At 59.6% G+C, this 26002-nt stretch carries 23 protein-coding genes and 1 pseudogene; 7 read left to right on the forward strand and 17 right to left on the reverse strand.

Annotated features, from left to right (window positions below):
- Nucleotides 1-26 precede the first annotated feature (26 nt).
- Nucleotides 27-716 (reverse strand): RES family NAD+ phosphorylase, encoded by a 690-nt coding sequence (locus B6S01_RS19395; protein ID WP_051908144.1) that lies wholly within the window; start codon nt 714-716, stop codon nt 27-29.
- Between the two features lies 1 nt (nt 717).
- Nucleotides 718-1224: an antitoxin Xre-like helix-turn-helix domain-containing protein gene (locus tag B6S01_RS19400; protein ID WP_231567962.1), complete on the reverse strand. Its 507-nt coding sequence runs from the start codon at nt 1222-1224 to the stop codon at nt 718-720.
- A gap of 261 nt (nt 1225-1485) precedes the next feature.
- Between B6S01_RS19400 and B6S01_RS19405 the strand changes: the two genes are divergently transcribed.
- The 7 genes and pseudogenes from B6S01_RS19405 (at nt 1486) to B6S01_RS19435 (ending at nt 10973) form a co-directional block, all read left to right on the forward strand.
- Nucleotides 1486-3129: a carbamoyltransferase C-terminal domain-containing protein gene (locus tag B6S01_RS19405; protein WP_037463894.1), complete on the forward strand. Its 1644-nt coding sequence runs from the start codon at nt 1486-1488 to the stop codon at nt 3127-3129.
- 5 nt (nt 3130-3134) lie between these two features.
- On the forward strand, nt 3135-3995 hold the full coding sequence (locus B6S01_RS19410) for a glycosyltransferase family 32 protein (RefSeq protein ID WP_231567966.1): 861 nt from the start codon (nt 3135-3137) through the stop codon (nt 3993-3995).
- 61 nt (nt 3996-4056) lie between these two features.
- Nucleotides 4057-6195 (forward strand): family 16 glycosylhydrolase, encoded by a 2139-nt coding sequence (locus B6S01_RS19415; protein ID WP_269319806.1) that lies wholly within the window; start codon nt 4057-4059, stop codon nt 6193-6195.
- Between the two features lie 366 nt (nt 6196-6561).
- Nucleotides 6562-7641 (forward strand): pyruvate dehydrogenase (acetyl-transferring) E1 component subunit alpha, encoded by a 1080-nt coding sequence (pdhA, locus tag B6S01_RS19420; protein ID WP_037463891.1) that lies wholly within the window; start codon nt 6562-6564, stop codon nt 7639-7641.
- Complete coding sequence (locus B6S01_RS19425; RefSeq protein ID WP_037463997.1) at nt 7641-9029, forward strand: pyruvate dehydrogenase complex E1 component subunit beta; 1389 nt, start codon at nt 7641-7643, stop codon at nt 9027-9029. Before pdhA ends, B6S01_RS19425 begins: the two co-directional genes overlap by 1 nt.
- Before the next feature lie 47 nt (nt 9030-9076).
- A pseudogene (locus tag B6S01_RS19430) lies at nt 9077-9985 on the forward strand (2-oxo acid dehydrogenase subunit E2); the annotation flags it as partial.
- Between the two features lie 91 nt (nt 9986-10076).
- Entirely contained in the window at nt 10077-10973 is an 897-nt protein-coding gene (locus B6S01_RS19435) for a LysR family transcriptional regulator (protein WP_037463889.1), read from the forward strand.
- 474 nt (nt 10974-11447) lie between these two features.
- On the opposite strand, the gene B6S01_RS19440 is transcribed toward B6S01_RS19435, so the two are convergent.
- The 15 genes from B6S01_RS19440 to B6S01_RS19515 form a co-directional block, all read right to left on the reverse strand.
- Nucleotides 11448-11804: a type II toxin-antitoxin system VapC family toxin gene (locus B6S01_RS19440; protein ID WP_231567960.1), complete on the reverse strand. Its 357-nt coding sequence runs from the start codon at nt 11802-11804 to the stop codon at nt 11448-11450.
- 19 nt (nt 11805-11823) lie between these two features.
- The gene (locus B6S01_RS19445) at nt 11824-12096 is read right to left on the reverse strand and encodes an AbrB/MazE/SpoVT family DNA-binding domain-containing protein (protein WP_037463885.1); all 273 of its coding nucleotides are present in this window, start codon (nt 12094-12096) and stop codon (nt 11824-11826) included.
- A gap of 245 nt (nt 12097-12341) precedes the next feature.
- The gene (locus B6S01_RS19450) at nt 12342-13448 is read right to left on the reverse strand and encodes a Fic family protein (RefSeq protein ID WP_037463883.1); all 1107 of its coding nucleotides are present in this window, start codon (nt 13446-13448) and stop codon (nt 12342-12344) included.
- Between the two features lie 445 nt (nt 13449-13893).
- Entirely contained in the window at nt 13894-16659 is a 2766-nt protein-coding gene (locus B6S01_RS19460) for a conjugal transfer protein TraG N-terminal domain-containing protein (protein WP_037463879.1), read from the reverse strand.
- Nucleotides 16660-16669: 10 nt separating this feature from the next.
- Nucleotides 16670-18070 (reverse strand): conjugal transfer protein TraH, encoded by a 1401-nt coding sequence (locus tag B6S01_RS19465; protein WP_037463993.1) that lies wholly within the window; start codon nt 18068-18070, stop codon nt 16670-16672.
- Nucleotides 18071-18135: 65 nt separating this feature from the next.
- The gene (locus B6S01_RS19470; RefSeq protein ID WP_174525936.1) at nt 18136-18945 is read right to left on the reverse strand and encodes a conjugal transfer protein TraF; all 810 of its coding nucleotides are present in this window, start codon (nt 18943-18945) and stop codon (nt 18136-18138) included.
- Nucleotides 18946-18976: 31 nt separating this feature from the next.
- The gene (locus tag B6S01_RS19475) at nt 18977-21184 is read right to left on the reverse strand and encodes a conjugal transfer protein TraN (RefSeq protein WP_234810829.1); all 2208 of its coding nucleotides are present in this window, start codon (nt 21182-21184) and stop codon (nt 18977-18979) included.
- On the reverse strand, nt 21181-21786 hold the full coding sequence (locus tag B6S01_RS19480) for a hypothetical protein (RefSeq protein WP_081570591.1): 606 nt from the start codon (nt 21784-21786) through the stop codon (nt 21181-21183). Before B6S01_RS19480 ends, B6S01_RS19475 begins: the two co-directional genes overlap by 4 nt.
- Nucleotides 21783-22532, reverse strand: coding sequence for a type-F conjugative transfer system pilin assembly protein TrbC (trbC, locus tag B6S01_RS19485; RefSeq protein WP_037463877.1), 750 nt, complete (start codon nt 22530-22532; stop codon nt 21783-21785). The genes B6S01_RS19480 and trbC overlap by 4 nt, the downstream gene beginning before the upstream one ends.
- A gap of 31 nt (nt 22533-22563) precedes the next feature.
- Nucleotides 22564-23574 carry a conjugal transfer pilus assembly protein TraU gene (traU, locus tag B6S01_RS19490; RefSeq protein WP_037463985.1) on the reverse strand — a complete coding sequence of 337 codons (1011 nt, stop codon included), beginning with the start codon at nt 23572-23574 and terminating at the stop codon, nt 22564-22566.
- A gap of 5 nt (nt 23575-23579) precedes the next feature.
- Nucleotides 23580-23849, reverse strand: a complete 270-nt coding sequence (locus B6S01_RS19495; protein ID WP_037463875.1) for a hypothetical protein — start codon at nt 23847-23849, stop codon at nt 23580-23582.
- Nucleotides 23849-24505 carry a type-F conjugative transfer system protein TraW gene (gene traW / locus B6S01_RS19500; protein WP_037463873.1) on the reverse strand — a complete coding sequence of 219 codons (657 nt, stop codon included), beginning with the start codon at nt 24503-24505 and terminating at the stop codon, nt 23849-23851. The genes B6S01_RS19495 and traW overlap by 1 nt, the downstream gene beginning before the upstream one ends.
- Complete coding sequence (locus tag B6S01_RS19505; protein ID WP_037463983.1) at nt 24502-25038, reverse strand: S26 family signal peptidase; 537 nt, start codon at nt 25036-25038, stop codon at nt 24502-24504. The genes traW and B6S01_RS19505 overlap by 4 nt, the downstream gene beginning before the upstream one ends.
- Nucleotides 25019-25669, reverse strand: coding sequence for a type-F conjugative transfer system protein TrbI (locus B6S01_RS19510; protein WP_037463872.1), 651 nt, complete (start codon nt 25667-25669; stop codon nt 25019-25021). Before B6S01_RS19510 ends, B6S01_RS19505 begins: the two co-directional genes overlap by 20 nt.
- Nucleotides 25662-25997: a hypothetical protein gene (locus tag B6S01_RS19515; RefSeq protein ID WP_037463981.1), complete on the reverse strand. Its 336-nt coding sequence runs from the start codon at nt 25995-25997 to the stop codon at nt 25662-25664. The genes B6S01_RS19510 and B6S01_RS19515 overlap by 8 nt, the downstream gene beginning before the upstream one ends.
- Nucleotides 25998-26002: the final 5 nt, after the last annotated feature.

A 26002-nucleotide genomic window follows, 5' to 3' on the forward strand; every position in this document is an offset into this window, starting at 1 on the left:
ATACCGCGGTTGATAATGGCGACGTCTCATCCCGGCACCTTCTCAATGGTCGGCTCGGGGCTACCGGCCCAGGTCATACGATAGACGTCGCCTTGAGCCACTGACTGAACCGCATGCGGAAAAAGAGCAGCGAGACAGGTGCCACCAGGATGGCGTACCGAAGGGTAGATGATTCCGTTTAGACCGCTAGCCCGGGCAGCATCAGCGAGCGCATTGCCGACTGGATAGCCCAACGCCTTGTTTGGGTTTAGGGCAGGATGGTCACCATGTGGGCGGAGGTCCAGAAATTCGCCAGCGAAACTGGCAAACAACTCAGCATATTCAACCACAGCGTTGAATCGGCCCGTGGCTTCGAGAAAGCTGGTCAGATGGAAGCATACTTCGGCTAGGCTCGTCTCTACATCCAGTCCAGCATACCAGGCGCCGCGATCCGCTCCGTTGAACCGGTTGGGTTCCCGAGGTTTTGCATAGGCGAAGGCGGCATTGATGAAATTGGCGTGCGACACGCCGAAAACTAACTCGTAGGACTGGACTTCGCCTGCGCCGCGCGATTGAGCGACCAATCGGTTGCTCGTGGCTCCTTCGATTTCAGCCAATGCTGCCAGATCGGTTTCATCGACAAGGTTGAGCAGAACTGACGACCTTAGCCGCGCGGTCGTGACGAGGCGGACAGTCCTCGGCAGTGCTTCGCGGCGGATCGTCAGTTCCTCAAGCATATCAAAGGCCGCCCCGCACTGCGTCAACATATCGCCGGGTTTCAAGCATAAGCGGTATGCCGCCGTCGATCATTGCATCAACTGGGCTTTTGCGTTGAAAGATCGGCCCGCGATTGGGCAGCTTGGGCCACTGATCCGCCATCGGGTCGGCGAACAGCAGGTGTAGTCCTTTATAGACACCGATCGCAGCCGAAGCGCGGGTCAGCTGATCCTGCGATAGGGGCTGCTCCCAGCTTCCCCGCTTGATGCGGTCCCAAGTGCTGTCACTCACGCCAAGCAGTGCTGCCGCTTCGCCGTTCGAAAGACTCCAATGCTCGACAATGGCTCGAAATGCCTTGAGGGCGACGCCGGACAAGCGTTCGCGGTCCGCGCTTTTGGAGAACGTTTGTACATCGATCGGCGTCAACGGAGCTGTCGCACCGAACTTCACTGTCTCTGCCATTCTCGCCTCCATCTGCCCCTGCTTGAATGTTAGATGGTCGTCAAATGGTGCGATGTCAAGCGTCAAATGGTGGATGTTGGCTATATCGTTTCGGAATCGCAACTTGATCGGTCCAGAGGCGGCGTGGAAGCCAGATATAATGCCAACCAACATTTTGCTCGCCTGCAGCTTTTCGTTCGATTTGGCGCCTCACCCTTTCCATCTGTACTTTGGAATGATCAGCCTCCTAGATCGGTTGGTGAGGCACAATAATGTTGCGATCCGAAACGATCAGCTTGCCAAGCCCCGTGAACATGTGGAAATTCAGTTTGATGAGGGGAGAGCTCGTTGCGTATATTGGCATACAATCCCGGTCACGATGGTGCCGTTGCTTTCATTGAACACGGCACGTTGTCTTTTTCAGTCGAAGCGGAAAAGGGCTCCAACTACCGCTACTCCGCCATATCGGTTTCTGATGTCCTCGACGTTGTTGGCGAGTTGTCCGACCTTCCCGACGTGATATGCATGAGCGGTTGGTGGCTGCGGGATCACTATGAATTTGAGCACGGCTCCCGCCGCAACGGCGGATATCGGGGAACAGCCGAGTATCTGGCTATCCACGAGAAGGGACGGTTCTTACGTGGGAGTTCAGATTACTTCTCTTCCTCCCACGAGCGCTCGCATGTCATGTGTGCCTTCGGGATGTCTTCGGTTCCAATTGGAGAGCCATGCTACGCCCTAGTATGGGAAGGCGAGATGGGGACCTTCTACGAGATCGACAGCTTGGGCCGGATAACTGTCGTGAGAGACGTTCTTACGCAGCCCGGTAACCGTTATGCGCTGCTTTACGGGCTTGCAGACCCGGATTTTCCAAAGGACGGCCCTTATCCTCGCCAATCCGATGCCGGAAAACTGATGGCGCTCGCATCATTCTCGAACCGCTCGATAGCGACGGCGGAGGAGCAGGCTCTTCTCGAATTCCTTCTCGACGGTCCCTATCGCAAACTCTCCGACTATCCGGGCCTCCCGCAGGCCCCTCATCTCGATGTTGGCGTAGAGGATGCTTCGTTCCGTGATTTTGCGGGCATTTACAGCGATGCCATCTTCGCTCGCTTCGAAAATTTCGCGCGCGAGCACCTCAAACCAGGTCGCCCACTTTTGATCGCAGGTGGATGCGGTCTAAACTGCGACTGGAACAGTAAATGGATGAACAGCGGTCTGTTTTCGCACGTCTTCGTTCCGCCTGTGGCTAACGATAGTGGATCGGCGATTGGAACCGCGATCGACGCTCAGTTCCGTTTGACTGGCAACCCCAAAATCGAATGGAACGTCTATGCCGGCCTACCATTTCGCGACGACGTTGCGTTTGAGCGCGATGCATATGATGTACTGGGACGGGATGACGCTTTCGTCGCGGACCTTCTGGCAAACGATTTAATTCTCGGCTGGGCGCGCGGCCGATACGAAATAGGACCGCGGGCTCTTGGTAACCGCTCGATTTTGGCCGCTCCGTTTAGCGACGAGACGCGAGTACGCTTGAACATAATCAAGCAGCGCGAACAGTTTCGGCCGATTGCGCCGGTATGCCTGCGAGAGGAGGCGGCGAGATGGTTCGGGTGTCATGTCGATAGCCCACACATGCTTTTTACCTTCAGGGCGACTACCGATCAGCTGCGTGCAGTGACGCACGTCAATGGGACCGCACGCCTGCAGACCGTGACAGAGCTTTCCAATCGGGAATTGCACGCCGTGCTGTCTGCTTTTCGAACGAGGACCGGCTACGGCGTCCTCTGCAACACGTCGCTCAACTTCAAGGGCAAGGGGTTTATCAACGATATCGGCGACCTCGATGTCTATACTAGAGAGCACGGTCTCGATGGCTTCGTGGCCAATGGCCGGATCCATCTTCTGCGAAGCTCTCCTGCTTATGCTGCTTACCGGCAGCGGAGAACTGCTCAATCTGGTTCCAGCCCACAAGAGGCCACAGCTTGAGCGACGTGCAATATCATTCGGACCACGCACGGCAACGAATTGTGGCTCTGCAACCCGGCTTTGAGAAGAGCGAGGCGTCTCGATCAACACTGATTCGGGATATTGTCCTTATGCACATCGGCATTGATACTGCATGCCGGTCGCGGAACATACCCGCGGTGATACCGCGTAACCTAATCAGATTCTGGCACGATCATTCCGAACTGCCGGACGACGTCGCGGCTTGCATGTCGACCTGGGAGCGACTGAGAGAACAAGGCTTCGCTGTCCGGACCTATGATGACAACTCGGCCGAGCGCTACATTCGCGATCGACAGGGGGAACGGGAGGTCGCTGCCTTCAGTCGATGTGCGCATCCGGCGATGAGGTCTGACTATTTTCGTCTCTGCGCGCTCGTCACAGAAGGGGGTCTGTATGTCGACTGCGACGACGTGCTGCTCAACGACGGCTGGACGCGGCTGTTCGAAGACGATCGATTGAAGCTTCAGCCTCTCTGCTACGACATCTCGGCTGGCAGGATGATGCAGAACGCCGATATCTGGCAGACAAATTTACCTTCAGGAGAGCGCAACTTTTACGTCAACAACGACCCAATTGTCGCGCCACCCGGACATCCAGTCCTGCAACGTGCCCTGTGCCGGGCGACTGAGCTGCTACTCGAGGGTAACGGTCGACCGGAGATCCAGGCAACCACTGGACCGGGAAATCTCACGACCGTCCTTGCCGCACACGCACACGCTCTCCTGCTCCGGGGAGACCCACTCGACTTTAATCTGATACGCGACTGGGACGCTATCGCGGAGATGCGGTGGGACCTTTCTTATCGCGAAGACGAGCGCAACTGGCGCAACGTATACGGTTGCTGATCGCGCTCGTGGATAATATGAGCGCATGAGGCTCGAACGCCCCGCCAGAGCCTTGCGAGCCATGGCATTCCGTCTGTTTCGCCGGGTCACGGCTGCTTTGCCGGGAGGGAAAATCGACGCGTTTGGCACGGACGCTAGCCGGATAGGCGCGATCCTCATAATAAACCTCGATCGACAGCCTCACCGCATGACGAGGACTTTGCGGGAGCTCGCTCGCTTCAGGGATCACACGGGCCGGCGGTTGACCAGCCTCGTAAAACGTCTTCCCGCAGTCGACGCGCGCGACGGTAGAGCGGTCGCAGCGACTGCAGACGTAGACCCGCTATACGCCCTCGATGATCAGCTTTACGTCCAGCCGGACGCTAGGTTGGAGGCTTGTTTCGAACGAAACGAGGCCGTGACGATGACGCGCCAAGAGATAGCTGTCGCGCGATCGCACATCGAAGCGTGGAAAGTTGTCGCGACGGGAACCGAGGAGCACGTCCTAATTCTCGAGGACGACGTGTGGTTCCGCCGGGGCGCGGCCGCATCGATCGAAAGTGCGTGGTGTGAGGCTTCGACCAGAGGAAATGGGGAAGGACTGACCATGGTCTATCTTTCCTACGAGGACGCTGGCGGAACATGTGAGCGGGCAGACGTGGGCGGAACTTTGTTTCGCCCGGTACGCGGGCTCTGGTTCCTCTCCGGCTATGTGCTCTCACGAAGCGGAGCGGAATCGTTGCTGCGCGCGATGCCGGTTGTCGGGCCGGTCGACATGTGGATCAACAGGCAGTTTTATTGGTTGAGACCGCTCGCTATCATCACACCGGCAATCTTGCAGCGGCTTGATGCGGGATCGGACAATTCTTATTCGGTGCTGCCTTATCTGGCGCGAGCCGGTATCGTCGACGCCGATTGCCTCGCGTCCCCCACTCGCTCCTTCGGGATCCGGATCGTAGCCTGGACCGGTCGTGGGGCGTACGAGCCACTGGCTATGGCACTGTCCATGCTGGGGCTTCGGGTGCTCGTTTTCGACGCTACTGCGCCTGGCGTCGCGGAGGCAGAAGTCGCCACTCTCTTTAGTACGTTCGACGTTCTCGTTGATCCACCTTTTCCTCCACACGCCCTCCCTGACGAAATCGCCGGACTCGTTACCGGCTTGGTATTAGAGCCGACGCAAGCACATCGGATCGACGCCTCCGATCGCCTGAAGCAACTATGGTCCATTCTGCCAGGAGACGGGCCTAGCGATGACTGGTGGGCGCCGCTCTGTTTACTGGCGGGGATGAATGCACCGGCGCAAGAGTTTCCCTCTGGCGCACCGACCAACTGGCGTCTCTTCCGCGACGGACGCCGTGATTGTCGGCCCTGTGCTGAAGCCGCCTGGATCGCGCGACCGATGGCCATGGACGACACGCCATGGGCAGTCGGAACAGTCGATGGATGGGCGCCGCCGATATGCGATCCAGTATCTCAAGAGGAAGATGGCGTAGCCGAAATGCGATGCCCGCTCACCGAGCCCTCTACTGAGATGCCCGCCATGCGTGGCACGTTTCCTGGCAATCTTGCCAACTTTGCACCTGACGCGATCAATCACGGCCGCAACGGTGCCACGATCACGCTGAGTGCTTTAGGAATGGGAGATCGCCCGTTCCGGTCCGGTGCACTCTCGTCGGTCCGTCGATTCCTGCACGGCCGCTTCGAAATCGAGATGAGGGCCGCGCAGGGAGAGGGCTTAGTTACCGGCTTTTTCTTGCACCGGTCCGCACCAAGGCAGGAGATCGACATCGAGATCATCGGAAATGACCCGTGTAAGATGCTTCTCAATGTCTACTTCAATCCGGGTAACGAGGGTACGGAACTCGATTATGGCTACCGCGGTTCGCCCTGCGCCATCGACCTCGGTTTCGATGCCAGCCTGGGATTCCATCGATACGCGATTGAATGGTTCCCAGATCGAATCCGTTGGTTCGTCGATGATATTCTCGTGCACGAGCGAGGAAGCTGGGATCCAACACCGATACCGCACCTACCAATGACTATCCACGCAAACCTCTGGTCGCCTCGCTCCGTCGAACTGGCTGGCGCTGCGAGCACGCAACTACCTTTGACAACAGCCTCGTTCCGGAACCTAAAGGTGGATGCGATGACCAGAGCATCGGAATTTGGCCGGTCCGTTGAGACCTTAGCTGAACGAACATTTGCTTCTGTAAGGCGGTAACCTAAAGCAGCCGATTAGCAAGTGGACAGTCTTGGGTATCCGGAATGAGAAAGCAGACGGACCGCATCTGGGAATAGAAAATTTGCGGCTGAACGGCCAAAATGGGTCGGCTGCGGCTAAGCTCGTGCAGCGAGGGCCAATCTATCTGCCGTGTCGCGGTGATCGTGACGTCTGAGAAAAATCCCACAGATCTGAGGCGGCCAGTCCCCAGTTCGCTATTCGAAAATCGTATCGCGATCGGCTCCAAACAGAATTGGACGCTCGAGGCTCCCAACCTATAAGGGGCCTTCTGAAACTAGGCTATCAGTGCCGCCCTATTCGGCTCGGCAGATGTCTTTGAGCCTTTAGCGGGGGAGGCAATAAAACATGGCGCAAGCGCAGCGGACGAAGCCAGCGGTTCGGCAGAGCAACTCCGCTCCATCTCCAAGCACCGCCGCGGATCACGACCGGCCTCGCCCCGAAACTCCTTCGGATTACAAGGCCACGAAGGAAGAGTTACTGGAATTCTATCGGCAGATGGTCCTCATTCGCCGTTTCGAGGAAAAGGCAGGCCAACTCTACGGTCTCGGCCTGATTGGCGGTTTTTGCCACCTCTATATCGGTCAGGAAGCTGTCGCGGTGGGCATCCAATCCGCGCTTCAGCCTGGCAAAGACAGCGTTATCACCGGCTATCGCGACCATGGCCATATGCTCGCCTACGGGATTGATCCCAATGTCATCATGGCTGAACTGACGGGTCGGGAAGCTGGCATTTCCCGGGGCAAGGGCGGTTCGATGCACATGTTCAGCGTCGAACATAAATTCTTTGGCGGCCACGGCATCGTCGGCGCTCAGGTCTCGCTCGGCGCAGGCCTTGGCTTTGCGCATAAATATAATGGAGATGGCGGCGTCTGCGTCGCCTATTTCGGCGACGGCGCCGCCAACCAGGGCCAGGTCTACGAAAGCTTCAACATGGCCGAGCTATGGAAGCTGCCGATCATCTTCGTGATCGAGAACAACCAGTATGCCATGGGCACGAGCGTCAATCGCTCTTCGGCCGAAGATCAGCTCTATCGTCGCGGTGAGAGTTTCCGCATTCCGGGCATTCAGGTCAACGGCATGGATGTGCTGGCGGTCCGCGGCGCCACGGAGGAAGCACTTAAGTGGGTGCAGGGCGGCAATGGCCCGATCCTGCTCGAGATGAAAACCTATCGCTATCGCGGCCACTCCATGTCGGATCCTGCCAAGTACCGCTCGCGCGAGGAAGTGCAGGCGATGCGTGACAAATCGGACCCGATCGAGGGCGTGAAGAAATATCTGGCCGACGCCGGTGTGAGTGAAGACGAACTCAAGAAGATCGATCAGGACATTCGGAAGGTCGTGAGCGAGGCGGCGGACTTCGCTGAAACCTCGCCCGAGCCGGACATGGCCGAACTCTATACCGACGTGCTGGTGGAGCAATATTGATGGGTATCGAAATCAAGATGCCGGCACTGTCCCCCACCATGGAGGAAGGCACGCTGGCCAAGTGGCTTGTCAAGGAAGGCGACGAAGTCCGTTCCGGCGACATTCTTGCCGAGATTGAAACGGACAAGGCGACGATGGAATTTGAAGCGGTCGATGAAGGAAAGATCGGCGCGATCGTCATTCCTGAAGGGACGGAAGGCGTGAAGGTAGGCACCGTCATCGCGACGATGGCCGGCGAGGGTGGCGATAGTGTCACAGCGGCACCCAAGGCTGAAGAAAGCGCCCCTCCGGCAAAACCGGAAGCGGCTCCCGAAGCCCCGAAAAAGGCTGAGAGCGGAACTTCCAAGCTCGCGTCGGAAGCAAAGGCCAGCGTTGCTGATCCCGACCTTCCCGAAGGCACGGAATATGTGAAGACGACTGTTCGCGAAGCGCTCCGCGATGCCATGGCCGAAGAAATGCGCCGCGATGAGCGCGTGTTCGTCATGGGTGAGGAAGTCGCCGAATATCAGGGCGCATATAAAGTCACTCAGGGCCTTCTCGAGGAATTCGGCGACAGGCGCGTCATCGATACGCCGATCACGGAATATGGCTTTGCAGGCGTCGGCACCGGCGCGGCCATGGGCGGCCTGCGCCCCGTGATCGAGTTCATGACGTTCAACTTCGCCATGCAGGCCATCGACCACATCATCAACTCGGCGGCAAAGACCAATTACATGTCCGGTGGCCAGATGCGTTGTCCGATCGTGTTTCGCGGTCCCAACGGCGCCGCCAGCCGCGTAGCGGCCCAGCATAGTCAGAATTACGGTCCCTGGTACGCGTCGGTTCCGGGCCTGATCGTGATCGCCCCTTATGACGCTGCTGACGCCAAGGGATTGCTGAAGGCGGCGATCCGCTCGGAGGACCCCGTGGTTTTCCTCGAAAATGAGTTGGTCTATGGCCGCAGCTTCGATGTGCCCAAGGTCGACGACTATGTCCTGCCGATCGGCAAGGCGCGGATCGTCCGTCCGGGCGCGGACGTGACTCTGGTCAGCTATTCGATCGGCGTGGGCGTTGCGCTGGAAGCCGCCGAGGCACTGGCGGCGGAGGGCATCGACGCCGAGGTGATCGACCTGCGCACGCTGCGCCCGCTGGACACGGCTACCGTGCTGGAGAGCCTCAAGAAGACCAATCGCCTGGTTGTTGTCGAGGAAGGCTGGCCGGTCTGTTCGATCGCGTCGGAAATCGCCGCCGTGGTGATGGAGCAGGGCTTCGACGACCTCGATGCGCCGGTGCTGCGCGTCACCAATGAGGATGTGCCGCTGCCCTACGCGGCCAATCTGGAAAAGGCGGCGCTGATCGATACGTCCCGCGTTGTCGCGGCGGCTAAAAAAGTGAGCTACAAGGGCTAGCCAACATGACACAATGTCAGCCGCGAGTTCGAGTTGCTCCTGATATCCGCCTGAAGGTCAGTCCTCTTGCATCGCGCATCGCAGCTATCAAGAACCTGGATCTGACGGGCGTGCGCGGGAGCGGGCCTAACGGGCGGATCGTTCGTCGCGATGTCCTCGCTTCCCTTCAGCGATTGGCGGCTTCTTCAGCGGCGATTGCGTCACCTTCGCCGCCGGCCGCGGCGCCGGTCTTTGAGGCGGTGGGCCGCGCCCAGTCCATCCCGATCACTCCGCACGAGGTCGTCAAGCTCAGTGGCATGCGCAAGACAATTGGGCGACGTCTGACGATATCTAAGCAGCAGGTGCCACATATCGACCTCACGGTGGACATCCGGCTCGATGCACTGCTCAACCTGCGGGGTGAACTGAACGCAACTTTGCAAAGCCGTAAGGTCAAGCTGTCGGTCAACGACCTGTTGATCAAGGCGCTTGGCGTCTCGCTCGTCCAGGTACCCGAATGCAACGTCCAGTTTGCCGGTGATACGATGCTCCAGTTCGCGCGCGCGGACATCTCGGTGGCTGTTTCGATCCCGGGTGGGTTAATCACGCCGATCGTGGCCTCTGCAGACAGCAAGGGCGTTGCCGCGATCTCGAATGAGATAAGGGATCTCGCGACAAGGGCGAAAAACGGCAATTTGGCGCCTCAGGAATATCAGGGTGGAACCGCCACACTTTCCAACATGGGAATGTTCGGCATCAAGCAATTCGAGGCGGTCATCAATCCACCTCAGGCGATGATCATGGCGATCGGCGCTGGCGAGAGGCGCCCATATGTTGTAGATGACGCGCTGGAGGTGACGACGGTTATGTCGGCGACGGGCAGCTTCGATCACCGCGTGATCGACGGCACCGACGGCGCGTGGCTAATGGCAGCATTTAAAGAGCTCGTTGAAAATCCGCTTTCGCTATTGGCGTGAGATCTTGGGAGTCCAGATTGCAAGCGTCACTTCTGCGCTACTCTGATACAGCGTGCCTCGAACTGCCAACGGGAGACGGGTTCAACTTATTATGATCGCTATTCGGCAGCTGCGCTATTTTCTGGCGGTCGCTGAAACCAAAAGTTTCAGTAAGGCGGCGGCAAAGATCAATGTGACGCAGCCGCCCATCAGTCGGCAGGTTTCGGCATTGGAGGCTGAGCTCGGCATCCAGCTGCTCGATCGCGCCTCCAGTGGAGCACGACTGACTGCAGCTGGGGAGGTTTTTGCTGCCGGTGCGCGGACGATCCTCGAGACTCTCGATGAGACATGTCAGAATGCTCAGCGCGTCGCACAAGGCAATCTTGGCGCGCTGAGCGTCGGCTTCATCATGCATTCCGCCTACACGGTCCTGCCGGGACTGACGAAGGGCTATATGGAGATGCGTCCCAACGTCCGGCTAACGCTGCGCGAAGGATTGCCGACCTATCTGCGCGAAGGGGTGCTTGATGGACGGTTCGACGCAGTCATGTTGTTCGGGCCCGTGCACGGACCGGGACTGTTAGCCAAGCCGATCTTCAGCGAACCATTATGCTTGGCGGTACCTCTCGACCACCCGCTTGCCCGAAGCCCTGCAGTCCATGCGTCGGAACTCGAGGGCGTCCCCCTGATAGCTTCGCCGATGGATGTTGTCCCGGCGCTGCGCCAGACCATCGAAAAATTTTGCCGGGAATCGGGGTTCGAGCCGACGATCGCCCTTGAAGCGGCCCTGCAGCAGACGATCGTCAGTCTAGTTTCCGAGGGCCTGGGCGTCGCCCTCGTGCCGCGGTCCATGCATCGTTTTCTTGGTTTATCTGGTGTGCGGTTCGTCGATCTGGTCGATGCGCCCTTTGTCGACCACGAGTTGGTCTGGCATGCAGACAACAGCAACCCGGCACTGGCATCCTTTGTCGCTTTTGCCGACAAGGCTGCGTTTCTGTCGGGCCTATGATGGTCCCAGCGCAGAGTTCACCCTCGACTGTTTTGCTGATGGCCCACGACCTTGGGTGTTCGGTCCAGGATTTGATGCGAAGCCCAGGAGGGTCTTGGGCCGCTTGACGTTGGCATAACCAGTGCCCAGTTGATTTGTACCCCTTTCAATGACTTGTTGACAAACGGCTCTGCGAACGACGGGATGTAGGCGCCTTGCCCACAGTCCGTTTAGAGGTGGCACCTCGGCAGGATCTGCCAGAGCGGACATCCACGATGGCTAATCTGTACGACAGGCTCTGGTCGGTAGCCGACGCTGTGCCAACGGCTGCTATCCTAACGTCCGGCTCCGAACCAGGCATTTTGCAATCGGCCAGTCTCGCGCGTCCAGATTGTTAAATCGGAACGTCTGGACCTCGGAACCCAAAATTGGGCCCTGAACGACAAGGAAGGGTCGTGACCACCTCGTCATTCGCCTTGTCGCCCGGATTGAGCGCTAGGGCACGACGACGGGGATCGCGTCCAATTTTGCAGCGCGTTTCGCGAACTTGCGGTCGAAGGTCAGAAATTCAGTGCATTGTGCGGATCGCGCAAGGTGAAGGGCGTCGGCGAAATCCATTCCATGTTCCATCCAGTCGAGGGCTAATGCCATATGGGCAGGTTCTTCGACTAGCATTCCTGGAAGACCGGCTAGGCCCCGTAGCGCGCGGGCAATTTCGTCAGGCGCGAAACCATAACCCGCGCGCAGCACCCATTCTGCCTCCAAAGTCACTGTTGCACCGAGAAAGATTTCGGTCCCATCAACGATGCTGCGGGCTGCCTTTGCTTGTCTTTCATCATCAGCGGTCAGCAAGCGGACGACAATGTTGGTATCAATCCCGCGCACGACGCTTAGCTTCCTCCGATATGACCACATCCATTTCGTCGATCGAAAGAGCGGGCTTCGTTGACCGCAGCGAACCGAAGACAGATTCGATATCCGTGGCGGCAAAAACAGGCGCAGCTTTCAGGAGCACGCCTTCGTCGGTTTCTTCCACAATCAGCTTGGTGCCCGCCGCCCAGTGCTTCTGTTCACGGATTGCCTTGGGCAAGATAACCTGCCCTTTAGTTGAAAGTGTGGTGGTGATCCGATCCTGAACGCCCATGGCGGCCTCCGCGAGTAAGACAGAGGTAAGATAGCAGTGACTGTGGTGTGTAGCAAGGAGCGGCCGGTCTGCACCTGAAGAGCAAAGGCAGGCGACTGGATGTCAGCACAGGGTCGACGGACGACTGGCAAAAAAATCGTGGGCTTTGCAGCCATTCTCAAAGGATGCGCCGAGCGGGCGCTCCCAGCCAGCCTAGGTCATTCTCAAGTGAAGTTGATGCTCATCCAGCTATGCTTCTTTTCAGCTCATTCAATATCGGCAAGATAGTAGCTGGTGCTCCTTCCGCCGGCGGCATCCCGAAGGAGAATAGCTTTTTCGACAAGATCCTGAATGTCCCGAAGCGCGGTATCAGCGGAAACTTTGGTAATCTTCGCCCATTTAGAGGAGTTCAGCTTTCCTTCAAAACCGTTGAGCAGTCGGATTATGATGTTGCGCTGCCGGTCATTGATAGGGGTCGTCCCAAATTTTTCCCAGAAGCGTGCCTTGTGCAGGACAGCCGACAATGTCTGTTCCGCGCCGTCGAAAGCACGTCCCAGACAATCAAGAAACCATTCCAGCCAGTCCGTGAGGTCGCCGTCACGTTTTTGCGTTGCTTCTAGAAGATCGTAATAGACGTTACGTTCCTGTCGGATCTGGGCGGACATACTGTAGAAGCGCTGGGCAGTTTGTTCTGCTCTGGCGAGCGCCAAATCGGCGATTGCGCGCGCAATTCGGCCATTTCCATCATCGAAGGGATGAATAGTCACGAACCAGAAGTGCGCCACACCGGCTTTAAGCACTGGATCGATACCTGTATCGGATTCGATCCATTGAACAAACCGAGCCATTTCCTCGTCAAGGCGGGCCGTTGCCGGCGCTACATAGTGAACACGCTCCCGACCAATGGAACCCGAGACGACCTGCATGGGACCTTTGTCGTCAGATCGCCAGGCACCCACAGTGATGGCGGTCATACCGCTTCTGCCAGTTGGAAACATTGCTGCGTGCCAGGCGAACAGCCGGTCCGCGGTTAGCGGCGCCGAATAGTTCTGCGTGGCGTCTAGCATCATCTCCACCACACCATCGACATGACAGTCCGCCTGCACCAGGCCGGCAATGTCCATACCCAGTCGACGCGCGATGGACGAGCGGACCTGGTCTTGATCGAGACGCTCTCCCTCTATTTCGCTAGATTTGAGAACATCTTGGGTAATCGTAGCAAGGACCGCTTCTTCGCGCATCGCAAAGCCGAGAGCGCTCATATGTCCAATCAATCGACCCTGCCGATGTCGAACAGCGCCTATTTTGGTTGCAAGACGATCATTCGCCCATGTGAACCTGGGCCAGGAAGGACGTTCATGTATATATGTCATTATTCACCGCGTACTTTGCGGTGAATATAGCGCGCATTTGCCCCATGGCAATGCGCTTTCACCGCCAGATGTGCGGAGATTAGAAAGGCTATTCGCCGCAACGCGCCAGAGCGCGCAGTCTCCTGATCCCCATTCGGGTGTCTCATCAATCAGAAATGAGCGCGCTGTTACTGCTCCTGAGCCGTCTATCACATTGAAAAGAAACATTGAACGAGCTATAGGCAGACATCCGGAGATTTGTGCGATGCTCGATGTGGAAACATATCTGATGACGAAGAACAGTCCGGCCCCGATCGTACGACTCCTTGATACCCCGGCTGCGATGGACAAAGCTGGCAGGGGAGCTTCCGATCGGGCGTTCACGTTGGTCGATATCGTTGTGCATGCCTTGGCGCTCAGCTTGTTCGCTGCGGTCGTCTTGTATTTCTACCTCGTCCGATAGGTATTATTCGCCAGGCGGGGGTGCCTGGAAGAATTTGCGGCTCGTTTCCCTGCCTACGTTGCCCTGAATGTCCGCTCCCGCTTGAATGTGCTGAGCCCGGCCAGCTATGGCAGCCGCGTCATCAGCCGCGTGAGACACCTTCCCCTTTGCGATGATGGTGGCTGCCGCATCGGGATTACCCAGAGGCGGCCCTGGCGGCAAGCCGGCTACGCCTTGGGGGTGATAGCTCTCCCTTACGTCGTCAAAGCCACCCGCGCTACGATGCGGAACCTCAACTATATTCGGGTCATAAAAGCGGTCTTGTACTTCGGCGCGGATAGCGTGCTGCTTCTCCCCCATCCACCGGCTGATCATGCCATCCCGAACCGTGCGTTGATGGTCAGTCAGGTCTGTCGCCCAGAGTTCCGGCGCATCGAGGCCTGGATTGTTCATCTGTTCCTTCCGATACCATTGAGCCAGTTCCTGACTGAGATTTTCGCTGAGCTGCATCCCGTGCGTCTCAGCATAGCTCGCGTCGCGAGAAAGTTGCTGCGACAATTCTTCCAGCTTCTCAGCTGATTCCTGATAGGACCGTGCACGCGAGAGAGCATCTTCGCGGCCTAGCGACGATGAACTGGTTGTTGATGCGCGAGCGAAGGTCCCGCCCTTTTCGTATGTTCCATCCGACGTTGAGGCGTTGTTGCCGATCGAATGCTCATCGCGGACGCCACTGACCGAACTGCTGGACTCGTCGCTAGACCGGGTCTCTTTGAAACCTTGGCTCATCTGGTCATTCTGGTTCGCACTCATGCCAGCTCGCACATCGAAGCCACCACCTACGCCGCCTCGACCCAGACCCGAGAGATGCCCCCCGATGTTACCGCCAATTTGCTCGATCCAGTTCGTCGACCAATCCCGCCCACGGTTTTCCGACTGCCCAAGTGCGGTCGAACTGCGCTGATCGATACCCGACGAACTGCTGCCCGATCGCCGGTCAGTCTGCTCGATCGACGTGCTCGAACTCCGCCCCGCGCTCGTATCCCACCCGGATGAACGCTCCGACGACAGGCTGGAAGCGCTGCGTTCCGTATGGGTGCTGGTCAGAATGTCGTTCGCAGCCGCTCGGTAAGCCTGCGCCTGCCGATGCGCCTCATGCGCCTGCTCGCGCATCTCCGACACGAAGCCGGTGTTGGCCGTGGGCGTGAACGAAAGCCGGGAGATCGCATGCGAAGTATCTATCACCTCCTGCCCATTGCCAAAGCTCGATACGATCCCGCCATTGTCATGCCGCCAGCTGGAGGCAGCGTTTCCAGCCTGGTAGGAAGCCGCGGTGTTCCACTGGTCGCTTTGGCGCATGTTCGACGTCTGATTGGCCCAGCTTACATTGCCGTAAGCATAGTTGCCGGTTGTTTCTTCCAGCGCCGCGGCTTCGGCCGCATTTTGCGCCGGCGCCAGCATCGACATGGACTGCCCGGCAATCGACATGGCGCCGCGCGCTAGCCCCGCGGCGAGGAATGGGACGCTCATCAGCATGAACCCGGCGATGGTCGCGGTTTCCGCGTTGACCGCACCGATTCCGGCATAGGTGCCCAGCGTCATGCCGCCTTTGGCGACGCCCGCGGCGGCAGCTTCGGCCCGCGTCATGCAGATCATATGGAGAATGACATAGAGCGGCCCCCAGGCCGCCAGATAGAAGAACCCTGTCGCATAGCCCTTCAGCGTCGACAGCCCGGTCTGTGGCATCAGGAAGAGCGGGAAGATGACCGGAAACATGGCGAAGAACACAACCGTCAGCACGACGTTGAGGATCGGCACCCATGTCATCGCCTGCTGCGCGATGCTGTTATAGGTGTTCCTTGCTTGGATATCCGCGCGTGTTTGCGCAAAGGCGTCGATCGCGCTGCCGCTCATGTTGGTGCGCGCCTGCATGAACGCATTGATGGCGGTATTTTGCCGCATCGTCTCGACAAAGCCATTGCTTGATTGGGTGAACGCCTGGTTGACGATCGGCAAGTCGCTGCGGAGCTTGGCCTGCGCCACCGCTTCGGAGAGCTTGGGATAGAGCTCCAGCCCCCATATCTTCGAATTGGCTTCGATCATGGACGCCCATTGCGCGTCCAGCATCAAGTAGGCTTGCCTACAGGTCACGATATAGGGTGTGACCGTGCCGCCGCTCCTCTCGAGCCATTCCTGCGACCGGGATTCCGCGTCGGAGGCGATCGCGGCCCAGAGGTTAGTGGCGTTGGCGAGATCCGTCAGCGACTTCTGATAGAGCATGATGTCGCCAAAGACGCACTGCTTCATATAATGGTCGAGATTGGCGGAAAACTCGGCATCGCGAATGTTGAAATTGCGCGTCGCGCCGAACAGACGGGCGCCGTAGATCAGGCCATTGCTGCTATAGTTGAGCTCGCTCGGGCTCACGAACACGGTTTCTGCCGTGCGGGTCAGATAATCGCCAATCTGGGTTGTGAAGCTCGCCAGCACGCCAAGCCCCAGGGGCACGTTGGCGACCGTTGCGGGCGCAAGGCTCGGAATAACCCGATCGGTCACCTTGATATCGACCGTGGGCACCATAAGGCAGAGGTAGATGGCGGTCGCCTGCAGGAACCAGTTGAGCCAGGCCTTATAGTTGAGCGTGAACGCCACTACGAGCAGCGAGTAGATGAGGCCCATCACCATGATCAGGCGGATCAAGGAACGATAGCCGCCGCCTCCAGTCCAGGCGGATACCGCGTTGAAGATGTTGACGAGATATTCCCCGCCGCCGACCGTGAAGACCTCCAGCATGGCGCGCCTTTTACCGAACGCCCTGGGCGCTCAGCCCGCGCGAGAAATTGAGCGCTGCCGCCATTCCAGGCGACATCGTGTTTTGCAGCGTCGATTCCAGGAATACGCTCCGGTTGATCACCTGATAGGTGAGCTGGAGCTTGTTGTTGAGCTTTACCTCGCGCTGCCCGAACTTCTGCCGTGTCGCGGCGATCTGCGCCTTCCACTGCTCGGCCGTCGCCTGATCCGCCGTCTGGTAATGGACCTTCGACTGCTCGACCCGGTCAAGCATATTATCAAGCATGGCATTGAGGATATCGACCGCTACAATTTCAGACAGCGCCTCTATTTCGCCGTCGGTCAGCGCATTATGCGCAAAGGCCTGCACGGTAAGAACCTTGTAGAGCGGGATCGTCGCCATGTTGAGCAGCTGCTTTTCCGCTGCGGTCAATGTGCCGTTGGTCCGAGCCTTGATGCTCATGTCGCTAATCATCCGCCGGATGCGCGGCCGCAGAGCCGAAGACGCCGGAACCGAGAGCCGGGTCTCCCCTACATCATAGCAATCGCTGTCATTGCATTTGAGTACCTTAACCGCTGGCGCATTGTCGGTGCCATCGAGCAGGGCGGTCACCACGGCTTCTTCGGCCGGGCCAAACATGACCACCTTACCGCCGACGCTCGAATCCGCGGACGGACGGGTGACGATGGTGCCTACCAGCGTCATCACATATTCGGAAAAATCCTGGTCGAAGGCGCCAAATTTGGCGGACTTCTTGAGCGCCTCCCAGGTGTAATTGTGGTTTTCGCCAACGAGCTGATCCTTCATCGCGGCATCGCTGTTGCCCGCGATCGTGCTGTCCCGGCTACCGCCATTGTTGCAGCCCTGGCGTGAGGCGGCCCAGTCGGAGAAGACGCCTTGGGCATTGCCGACCGCTTCGCAGATGGTCGCGCGGGTCGTGTCCATCGTCGGCCAGATGCCGCCGACCAGCGCCTGCGCCGTCTCGCAGCTCGAGATGTTCATTTGATTGAGGAGCTGCGCCTTCTGGCTGAACTCGTCCATCACTTTGCCGATCTCCGGCGAAACGGAGTCGATTGCGAGTTTGAACGCGAAGCCCAGTGCATTGTTGGCGGTCGCCTTGAGCATCGCCACGATCTCTGACGCATTGATGAATGAGAAAGAGCCAGCAAAAAGATCAATGCCGCCGCAGCCGGCGCGAGCGCTTGGAAGCTGGAGGTTGAAGGGTGAGACGCTCTTTTGCGGAAAGCGGGTCCAGACATTGCCGAGTGAATAATAGCCAGCGGACTGGCCCTGAAAGGTGGACGGACCGGTGACATTGGCCGCGCCGCCCGCTTCGCTGAAGAAGCTGTTCATTTCCGAGGCCACATTGGCGTCGGCGACGCCAGTCACCGCAAAATGGGCGGCAGCCGTCATGGCGACCAATGATCCAGCCCCCTTAAGGAAGCGGCCGATGCCGCCGGCCTTGGTGCCCTCTGCCATCAGAAGTCGCTCCCCACCTTGGTGTTGGTCAGCATGAAGATGCGGTCCATGATCTCGTCGCCCGAGAGGATGCCAAAGCCAACCGGGATGGCGCGCCTGGTCGCGGTGTCGAACAGTACAAGCGCCGGCGTCTCATTGCCCGGCACGCCCATGCGGGACCGCTGCCCGGTATCAACGACATAGTTGGGGAAATCACGGCTGGGTCCGCCGTCCATCGATACAGCCATCACCGCCATGCGGTGGCTATCCGCGACCGAACGCAGGATGGGCGCGAATATGTCGCAGGCGCCGCAGCTCTGGGCGTAGAAGTAGAATAGCCCGTAGCGTTGGCCAAGATTGGTCAGCACCGCATCGCGATCGGCCTTGCGATTGTCGAGCCATGCCCGCTTGCCCACCGTGTTGACCGGGCGTTGCAAGGTATAGTCGAGGCCCGGGTTCTGCCACAGCGCGCGCTGCCAGGTGTCAGCGAAAGTGGAGGCTTGGTCCAGCTGCTCACGCTGGAAGCGGACATAGGCGATCACATTATCCTCGGTCGGGTCGAGAATGGCCTTGGCCTTAAGCTCATCCAGCTCTCGGGAGATCGCCGCCATGCGATCGGCCGCACTTGCCTGCGGCGCTGCCGGAGACTGCTTCTCCGGAGCCTTGGGTTTGCTGCAGTAGAACCACTGGCCGAGCCGGCGCTCACCGCAGTAGAAATCATCGCCTTCCAGCTGGCCGCCGGCATGAGGACCCGCAGCCTGTGCGCGCACCGGCGCTGCGATGGGGGAGAGTGCCAGCAGCAGCATCGAGAGCGTTGCCGGGGTCTTCATGCGTGGCTCTCTTCGACCCGCTGTCCAAAAGTCACTGACTATGCAGTTCATAATAGTCCTGTATTTTCTGTTGAATGTCGTTCATCGTCTCGACTTCGTCAGGCATCCGCGCGGCGTCCATGAAGTCAGAATAGACGTCGGTGAAGTCCATCACCGAAAGATCAAGGCGCGAGAATTCATCGACCGTAAAGCCTTCGCACTGTTCGGATTTGGGTTTGCCGAACGGCTTGTTGATCTGCGGTCGACCCTGTTCCTGAAGAATGCGCGAGAGCTTGCTCTCAAAACAGCAATAGGTCTTCCGCTTGGTCGTGCAGACGCCAAGGACGCTGCTCGAGCAATAGCTGCCAACGAAGGTGCAAAAGCCCATACGATCCTTCACATCGAGCATCTTCTCATCGGTCGAGCAGAGGAAGGTCGTGAGGAACTGGGTGGCGACGCCTGCCAGTGCCGCGACATTGCCGCTGATCGCGCCGCTAAGCGCAGCGCCGCCGATGCCAAGCGGCAGCAGCCCAGACACCTTGCCCGCACAGCAGTTGACGACGCCGAAGATCGGCTTGTGGCAGGTGTCGCGGGTCCCGGGAAACACATGCATGTCTTCAGGATCGAAATCCTTGCCCGCCGTGTCGATCGCGTGCAGCGCGGTGAGCGCATCCTTGAACTCGGTCGATGCCTCTCGGCTGATCGCTTCGCAGTCGCCGTTGATGCAGTAGACATCATCGCCGCACACATATTTGGGCGGCTGCTGCACCATTCCGCCCGGTACCGGGCAGCGATAGACCTTCTCCATCATCTTGCACCCATCGGCGGACGGGGTCTCGTCTAGGCAATTGTCATATTTCCAGCTGCACTGCGGATTGGCCTGAAGATTGCCGCAGTCGTTTTGCGGATCTTCGGTATAGCAAGTGCCGTCAGGCTTGGTTTTTGCCCCTTGCGGACACTGCTTGTGTGACGTGGCGGGTTGGCTATGGGTCTGCGAACATGTCTGGCCGGAAAGGGTGAAATCTGCCGGGCAATAATAGATCGGCTGAGCAGCGACGGTCGCGGTGCATTGTGAGCCCGACAGCACAAAGCCGGTCGGGCAGGCATAGATCGGCGTCGCCGCTTGGTCTTCGGTCCTGGCGCAGTTCGTGCCGCTCAGCGAATAGCCGGTCGAGCAAGCATAGACTGGCGTGCCCGGCAATGTGTCGGTTCGCGAACATGTTGTGCCAGTGAGGCTGTAGCCGGAGGGACAAGCATAGCTCACGGATGCCGCGATCTGCGCGTTCACATTGCAGGTTGCGGCCGAGAGGTTCCCGCCGGTCGGACAGCTATATTGGACGTTGGCCTGTTTATATTCGGATTTGACGCATGTCTGGCCGGACAAGGCGTAATCGGCAGGGCAGACATAGGTGACCGACGCACCAGTCACATTGTTGCGGTAACAGGTTGTGCCCTGCAGGTTGCCCCCTTGGGGGCAGGTATAGGTGACAACGCCGTTCTGCACGACGTTCGATACGCACTGATTATAGGCCGGGTCGAAATTCCACGCAGCGCTAGGGCAGGTATAGGTCGTGAGCGGCTTATAGAGGCAATAGGTGTCGCCTGACGCTTTCTGCTCCCGCAGGAATTCAATACTGCCGGGTTTGGTGCCGGTTGGCGCGCATTTCTTGCCGGAAAATTCCGCCTTGCGCATAACGCAATAAGGCCCGCCGCCGCCGAACATGGTGCCTGGATTGTAGTAATAATAAGGACAAGCGTAGGCAGGCGTAGCCGATGTCGTGTTTGTGGTGATGCACTGGCTCCCCTGGACGGTGCCGCCGCTGGGGCAGCTATAGGTCGCGGTCGCCTGATAATTGGCGCTTTGGGAGCAAGTGCCGTTGTCTAGGCTGTAGCCGGTGGGGCAGCTATGGCTTTGCGTCGCAGGCTGCGTCAGCTGGCGCGAACAGGTGGCGCCATTAAGGGTCCAGCCAGGCTCACAGCTATGGGTCGCGGTGGCGGCATAGCTGAAATTGCGCGTACAACTCGTGGCGATGAGCGAATAGCCGCTCGGACAGGAGTAGCTCGGCGTTGCGCCGGTGGTGACGGTCCTCTGACACACTGATCCGGCGAGGCTATAGCCGTTGGGGCAGCTGTAGCCCGATTGATTGGCATTCTGGCTGAGGGTTCGGCTGCACCTGCTGCCGTTCAACGTCCATCCTGCCGGGCAGCTATAGGCGCTCACATTGGCCGGCTGCGTCTGCGCACATTGTGCGCCGCTCAAGGTCCAGCCTGCCTCGCAGCTATAGCGGATGCTGGCCGGAACGGTTTCGACCGTGGAGCAGGTGGCGCCGCCCAGCGTCCAACCAGGGGGCAGCTATAGACGGTTTCCGATGGCACCGAATTGACGACAACCCCGGTGTCACAGGTGGCGTCATAATAGATCTGGCTCTCTTGCGCGGGCAGGGGCTTGCACTCGCCGCTGCCGCCGCTGATGCTTTCGCCGCCCAACTGGGTGGAGGGATCATTTTCGATTGCCGACGCATTGGCCGTGACGGCCTTGATCTCGTCACCTGAAAAGGTTGGACGGATTTTGTTGGCGTCGGTCGCAATCTGATAGGCTTCGCTCGATCCCTTGAGCGCGTGAGCGTCATTGGCGAGCTTGTCGGGATTGCTGAAATAATCTGCCTCGGGGAGGTCGGTCCCCTGATAGCCCGGCACGATCGCAGCTTGGGCGTCATTCTTGGGAACCCAGGCCTCATCGCTCCGCATCGCGTTGCCGAGGAACTTGCCCTCTTCGCGCGCTTGATTGGTGGTCATCTGCGCGGGCGTGGGCACGGCAACGCCGAGCAGCACCAGGGCGATGAGCGAGGCAAGCCGCTTCATGGCCGCTCTCGTTTCATGTTCGAAAGCGCCACCGCCGCGATCCGGGCGCCTGGCCCATTGCCATCGACGAAGCTTCCCAAAGCATAGTGCACCGTCACATTGCCGGTCATCCTGTCATAGGGCGGCAGCGGCGTTGTGCAGTGGAAGCCCGAGCAGGGGTCAAAATCCGATGACACCGCGACATAGGTCGGCACGGCCTGCACATCGAAGGCGCGGAACAGCCGGGGATCAACGCCGATATTGGCAAAGTCATCGGTATCAACGACCTTGGCGAGCTCGGTTGCAAAACGCTTCATGCTGTTGTTGGGAAAGCCGCGGAACACGACGATCCCACCCGCCTTGGCCGTGTCGTGGACCATCTGCTTCAATGAGGCTGGCGGCATGGAAAGGCTGGCAAAGGCAATGAACTGCGGCGCCTCACCAGCCTTGCCGTTGAGATTGGCGGCGGCACCCTCAACGATGGCATCGAAATCGATTGCGCCGTTCTGCCCGGTGGGCAGATCGCTGGCCGCAACGCGGCGCATATTCTCGGTGGCGCCCTCCTGTACCGCGAGCGCATCATCGCGGAACGCATCGCCGCGATCCTTGACGTGATCGACGAACGCGGCGGCGTCGGCCTCAAGCCCAGCAGCCCGCCGCTTGATCGCCTGAATGTCGATGCCCTCGACCGTCTGGCCAAGCAAGGCAGAGATTCCGCCGACGCCAAGCAACACCCCGATGCCGACGCGCACCCAGGAGGCGCTCATTGCGCGCTTTTTCCGATTACTGGAGCCGCGATCAGAAGACACAGCAATTTCTCTTTCTCCAGACGAGATAGCCCATATCCTCGCCTCCGGCGGGGTAGGCACGCCCGGCGCCGGGCGGCATGGTGGATGCGCCGATCGAGGAGCAGGCGTAGCGGCCCGACACGGTCGGGATCGGGTTCACCATCTGGAAGCGATATTGCTGCTTGCGCATGATCGGCATCACATATTTGCTGCACAGGCCCTTGGAGCCCATGGTTCCCCAGGCGAGCGCCTGCCGATGCATCTTGTAGGCAAAGCGCGAGAGGGCGAGGCGGGAGGACTGGACATGGCCGATCGAGGACGGGATGTTCCCGTTCATGGGATACATGGCTCCCTGGCAGCCCGCGCACCAGAACAGCGTGTCGATCGGCATGGCGGCGGTTGCGGTCACACAATCGGCCGCGCAGGCTGCCTGCGCTATTGGATTGGCAAAGACGATGGCTTCGGGATTGATGAGGCCGGAGAGCGCGTCATCCTGCCAGAGCGGATCGACCTCGGTCATATAGGCGATGTCGAAGCTTGCCTGCTCGAAGCAGACGAAATCGGTCAGCAGCTCCATCCAATAGAGCAGCGGATAAACATACCAATGGACGTGCCATTTGGCGGTGCTCTGCGATCGTCCCCCGACCATGGAGGGGCCAGCCATATAGCCCTGACCGATATCGAAGCCCGGCGCGATGCGCACACCGCCGAGGTTGGGAAAGCACCAAGGCTTCATGGTGACATCGGCGAGCCGTGCCGGTTCCCAGAAGCCGACTGAGATGCCCACGCGGGGGATCGGATCGGAGCAGGCGCAGATCGGCGAGGAGGGGTTCGACGCGTCGGGCCGATTGCCGGGCCAGATTTTGAGCCCGCCGACCGACAGGGGGAAAAGGCAGGACCAGCACACGTCAGTGATGGGATTGACGAACTTGCCGTTGCAGGTGGGCGCTGCCCGAGCCGCTGGCGACAGGATGGATCCGAGCAGGAGCGCCGCGACGAGCAGGATGCCGCGTTGATGCAGCCGGATCACTCGGACGTCTCCCGAAGATCGAGGATGGCAGTGTCCGCCCGCTGCTTGGCGACCCAGTAGATCACGCTCTGGATCAGCGTCAGTGCGATCAGCGCTGCGGCGATGCACGGGGCAGCTTGGCCCAACAGGGCACGCAGCGGCGCTATCAGGCTGACGCCGACAGCGGTGAAGAGGCAGAGGATCTGCCATGCCAAGCGCATGCGCCGAAGGCGGCGCGTCTCTGGCGCTGCCATCGGTGTGCGCAGCAGGTCTAGCCAAAGCGGCATTAGCTCGCCTTCTCTTTGGGAAGCGCAATCTCACTTACGCGCATGACCTTGCCCGCAGGCTTCACTACTGCCGGGACATGCTCGATGCCAAACCTGGTCGTGAGGCGCCCTTCCTGATCGAAATAGAAGCGGCGCTGGCGGCGGGTCATCTCGTCAATGGGTGACCCGGCAACAAGGATGAGCTTGGCTTGTGCGTCGCTATAGCGCGCTGTTGCCCATGCCATCTGTGCTTCATCGTCGCCGTCGATGAACACCAGCTGCTGGGCGAGGCTCACGAAATCGAGCGGATTGATCCGCTGCCCGGCGGCCGCGATGAGCTGGCCCTTCTGGTCGCGAATATCCTGCTCCAGCGTGACGGTCGGGTCAAAGACCCATGACCGTGGCTGCTCAGTCTGTGTGATGCCATTGACCGGATGGGGCCGACGCACCTTGGCCTCTACCCGCTTGGCGAACTGCGCATTCATCCGCGCCAACTCGCCGGTGGCTTCCGCCCGCTTCAGCCGGGCTTCGATCGTCGCGAGCAGATCGGGTTCGATGATGGGAAAACTTTCTCCGGCTTGGCCAAAATCCTTGGCCTGTCCCCGCATCGGGCCAACGGCGAACAGCGCGCCAAAGAGCGCAGCCGCCTCAGCTATGCCTGCCAGCGTCGCCCTCATAAGATTGGAAAGCCCGTGCCGATGATCTGCCGCGAGCAGACAAAGCCGATCTCTGCATAGCGGCTATCGAAACCATCTTTGTGCGGTGTCCCGACATAGTAGCAGCCTTGCGGTATCGGCCCGGTCGCGCCGGGCGTCAGCATTTCACCCCACCGCGTCGCAGGCTTCATGCGGGCAACGGGCTTGCCATTGATGGTGACGGTGGCGCCGTCATGGCTGACGATGTCGCCGGGCATGCCATAGACGCGCTTGCCGAAGGGCTGCGCTTGCTCCCCAAAATGCCGGCGCACCAGCGCCGTTTTCGGCGGGGTGAAGAAGACGTAATCGCCCCGCAGCGGGGCCGTGGCTCTGTGGATGACGAAAGCCCAGTTCGGCAGAGAGTCCGTGCGGTTGATCAACAACGCATGGGCGTCACGCCATTCGCTGAGCGCCCGATGGCTGCCGAGTGCCACCAGGCTGAGCCCTAACGCGCCCCAGAGGCGCCAACGCGGCCGCCAGCTTGAGGGCAGCGCCTCACTGGCCGCTTGCGCCATCATAGCCTCCAAAAGCCGGGACTGGCGCAGAGCTGGCAGGGAGAGGGACTAAGGCCAACGCGGCGGCATCCTCCCCCGTCATCGCGATCGGGGCAGCTGGGACCGCCGGTGCCAGTGCTGCGGTGGGGGAGGGTAGCACGCCTGTCTGCCGGGCCAGCGCCTGCATGTCTTGAGCCGACGCCTGGCGCGGATAGGCGATGCCCGAGGCATAGACGGCCTTTTTAATGCTGTCGGTGATGTCTGGAACATTTTTGGTGAGCACCGCTTCTCCGACCATGATGATCTCGCCTTTGTCGGAACGGCGCTGCACCTCCTTGTCGAGCGCCGCCATGAAACGGCGCATCTCACTCTCGACCTGGGGAGACGGCATAGCGGAACGAGCCTGCGCCTGCACATAATCGCCCACGATGGCGGAGAGGCGGGCGGATACGATATGGTCCTGCTTGGGTGTAACGAGCGTCTTGGTCACCCACATGCCCCAGATGGCGGTGCCCAGGACGAGAGCGCCAGCAGCGATCTGAGATCGGCTGAGACCGGCAAAACCCGCCTGTCGGCTTTGCTGAAGCTTCGGCGCGGTAGGAGCAGCAGCGATGGGGATGTGAGGCAGGTGGAGTTGCTTTTGTTCAGACATGGATATGGCTCCTGCGCGCTGTGCGGCGCGGCACGATCGAATGGCGGCGGAGAAGGAGGAGGCAGGCAAGCAGGCACAGTTGGACACCGCCTAGCAACGCGAAGAAGGCAGTCGCGCGCTCGCGATCGACGGCCATGTAGCGCGAGGTCAGATTATGGAGCTGGTGCATCAGCCCATCGAAGCTGAAGTCGCCCAGCATTAGGAAGAAAAGGACAAGAAGGCCCCAGCTCATCAGCAGCGTGGATGTGATCGTGCCTATGAGGTGCAGCAGACAATAAGCGGCGTGCCGCCAATCGAAGGACCGTGGCTGTTCGAAAGGGATCGCCATGGCCG

This window comes from Sphingobium herbicidovorans, assembly GCF_002080435.1.
GTDB lineage: Bacteria > Pseudomonadota > Alphaproteobacteria > Sphingomonadales > Sphingomonadaceae > Sphingobium > Sphingobium herbicidovorans.